The following is a 3,753-nucleotide window of genomic DNA, read 5'->3' on the forward strand; positions in this document are numbered from 1 at the left end:
CTTTAGGCACTCTAAGTACTCTAAGTACTTCTTTTTGTTTATCCGTAACACATACCTTTTACCTTTTAGTTTTTACCTTTTAGTTTTAACTCACCTCAAAAGCAAAACACTCCCCTTAAAATTCTCCTTTCTCCCCATAGTTCCTTTTGCGTAAATTTGATAATAATACGCTCCTACAGGACTGGTTTTTCCTTTGTATTTTCCATCCCATGAATCGTGGATGTTGTGGCTTTCGAATACTTGCTCGCCCCAACGGTTGTAAATTTTTATGTTGTATTCGATTATGAACGTACCTTTTATTTGAAAACTATCGTTTATTTCATCTTCGTTTGGTGTGAATGTGTTTGGCGCGTAAATGTGAAATTCTGTTGGAATGCAAACTTCGTTTGAAATGGATTTTACCGAATCTCCTTTTCTGTTTGCTACTATTCTGTAGCAGTAAAATTCTTGGTTTATTTTTGTAAAACTGTCTGTGAATGTGTAATTGTCCTGTAAAGACAATTCATGAATTGTCTCTACGAGGGTAAATTGATTTTTTGATTTGTTGAAAATTTGTATCTTATAATTTTCTACGCCTTGTTTCCATTGTTCATAACCCGTCCATATTAATTTGGGGTAAATGCTTTTTGCTTCTGTTGTAAGAAGAATGCTTTTGCCGTAATTTGTGTATTCGCTTTTGTAATCGCAACTGTCAATTACAAACATTCTATAAAAATATGATTGTTTGTCAACCTCCGAATTAAAATCAAGAAAATCAAATGTTTGCTTGTCGCTTGTGCTTAGCTCGTACCAACTAATTCCGTTTTCTGATTTTTCGAGGATGTAGGTTTTGGGAATTCCTTTTGTTGCTTCTGTCCATTCAATTAGGATGTTTTCGTTATTTTCTACTGTTGCTCTGATTATTTCGTTTGCTTTTACGTGTTGCTCTATGAAAAAATATTTTGTTGAATCTGTTGAACAACCAAAATCACTTGTTGATGTGAGGGTTACGGCTTTTTTACCTGTGTCTGAATAAATGTGATTTGGGTTTTGTAGTTGCGAATAATTGCTGTCTTCAAACTCCCAAAACCAGCGTTGTACCTTTCCTGAATCTATGAATGATTTATCGTAAAAAAACATTGTGTCTTCAAGGCAGTTGTTGAGGTAAATGTAAGCGGCTACAGGCATTGGGTGGACGTAAACATTCTTTAAAATTGAATCTTTACAGTTTTTATCACTTATTGAAATTATTTTTATCGGATATTTTCCCCAGTCTGAAAATGAAAAATTATTTATTGCAGGATTTGTTGATGTTAGACTGTCATCAACAAACCATTGGCGAGCTAAAGTCCCTGAACTGATTTTTGATTGGTCAACAAAAATAAATTCATTTGAATCAAGGCATTGGGTTGAATCGTTTATAGAAAAATCTGCTGTTGGTGATGGGTTTACTGTAATGGTTTTGGTTATTGAATCGGGGCAGTTGTAGGAATTTGTTGCTTTGAGTTTTACATTAAAAATTCCTGAACTTTGGTATTTGTGATTAACATTTGAATCTGTTGAAAACGAACTGTTACCAAAGTCCCAGTAATAATTCAACCTAACAGCATTTGACCAAGCTGTTAGGTTTATAAATTCAAAATTATTTTCGTTAAAGCACTGAACAGAATCATTTATTGAAAAATCCGCTTTTGGTGATGGATTAACGATTACGCTTTTTGAAATTGAGTCTTTACAACCAAGAGTTGAAGTAGCAACAAGACTAATATCAAAAGTATCAAAGCTTGAATACTTCATTTGTCCGTTGGAATCCGTTGAAGTTGTTCCGTTACCGAAATCCCAACTATAGTTTAAACCTAATAGGTTTTGAAAAGCTGTTAGGTTGAAAAACTCAAAGCTATTTTCGTTTAGGCATTGAACGCTGTCGTTTACAGAAAAATCTGTAACAGGACTTGGAAAGACAATTATTTCTCTCGTAGCCGTGTCTCTACATCCATGATTTGTTTCCTCAATTAAAACAACATTAAAAGTATCTCCTACTGAATAAATGTGCTGTACCGTATCAGAATTTGAGGTGGTGCCGTCTCCAAAATCCCAATAAAAATCACAATTTAATAGAGTATCAATTTTACTTATAAATTTAAAGTTGTTTAAACTTAAGCATTGTGCAGAATCCGATATGATTATTTTTGCTTTTGGCATGGGATACACAAATACCTTTTTAGTTTTTGATGCTGAACAACCATAATCCGAAAGTACAGTTAATTTTACATTAAAGGTATCTGTCAAGGCATAGTGATGTGATGGATTTTGGATATACAATTTATTTGAATCCCCAAAATCCCATTCCCAGCTAAAGTTACCGGAAACAATGTTTGAACTGTCTGAAAATAAAAAATGATTGCCATTAAAACATTGGGAGGTGTCATTGATATAAAAATCTGCTTTAGGATAATAACTGATGCGAATCTCACGCTCCAGAGTATCCTTATCACCCTGATCGTGCCAAACGAAAATCCTTACATTATAAAAACCTGAATCTGTGAATCTGTGTGATGGAAATTTTAGGTTGGAAGTATTTGAAAAACCAGAAGCTATATCCCCGAAACACCACAATACGCTATCAATGTGTGTAGTATCTGTGATGCTGAACAAAGTGGTATCGCCATAGCATGTATTTTCCGCTTTGAAATCAGGAACAAAAAAGTAGGACTGTAGGAATTCGGGTAATTGACCAGACAATGAACCAATAAATAAACTATTTTTAACAAAGTTGCAAGTAGTTCCTTTTATATTCGGATAATTTATGACACCTAAATATCCCTGTGGTAAGCCTGCAACATAGATTTTGTGATTAATGGACAATTGAAGTGTTTCTGCTGAACCTGAACCAGTACCAAATTTATATGTACCAAGAAAACATTTGCTTTTTATAATTGAATCCTTGTTGTAAATACTAATATCATATTGGAAAAGAGAATCATCCTCACCATCATACCCTCCATCTACAGAAATATATAATAATTTACCATTGGGTGAAAATTCGGCACCCTTATATTTCTTTCCATCAATAAAGCGGATAGGATTGGATAATTTCCCTGTTACATTATTAAAATAAAATATTTGAAAACCTGAATGTACACCTATTCTTGAAGCAGTAATTACAAGTTTTTTTCCATTAGGTGAAAAACGGAGATAACCAGTTGATTTTGACCATTTTTTTCCTGTATAGCTGATAACTGGAGTAGTGTCAAGTCCATTTTTTGATAAAAGATAAGAATAATAACAATTTGAATTCGGATAAAAGTTCCTGGCACAAACAATCCATATTGCTTCCTGATTGGAATGTTTTACCGCACCCATCTTCCCAATATGTGTATTATGAAATAAAAGCTGATTTTTTAGAACTACTTCTCCCAATCCATTATCTTTTGTTTTGTCAATGATGTGATAATAAAATCCTTTAGTTTTGAAAAAATGCAAAGTAAAAAGATAGTAAATATTTTCATTATCTGGTTGAGGTACAAATAATGCTCCTTGCCTTTGAGTTGAATAGCACTCAAGACCTGTTCCGTTTTTCATAATCTGATGGTTTTTATTCCAGACTTTTTCTCCATTGGAATAAAATAAAAGATTCCCATTTGCATCAGAAATTGTTGTTGCTGAATAACCTGCTCTCATTTGACTGTTAGAAAGAGAAACAGGAACAGAATTCCCATCACCGAAATCAACTCCAATTTTATTACCAAAGTACCAATACCGTGCTTCAAGTTG

1 protein-coding gene is annotated in these 3,753 nt (G+C 33.4%); it reads right to left on the minus strand.

Annotated elements, in window-relative coordinates; translation table 11 throughout:
- Positions 1 to 90: 90 nt before the first annotated feature.
- A partial coding sequence (locus tag U9R42_05210; protein ID MEA3495417.1) for a PKD domain-containing protein occupies positions 91 to 3,753 on the minus strand: 3,663 nt, incomplete at its 5' end.

The sequence above is a fragment of the Bacteroidota bacterium genome, from assembly GCA_034723125.1.
Classification (GTDB): domain Bacteria; phylum Bacteroidota; class Bacteroidia; order CAILMK01; family JAAYUY01; genus JAYEOP01.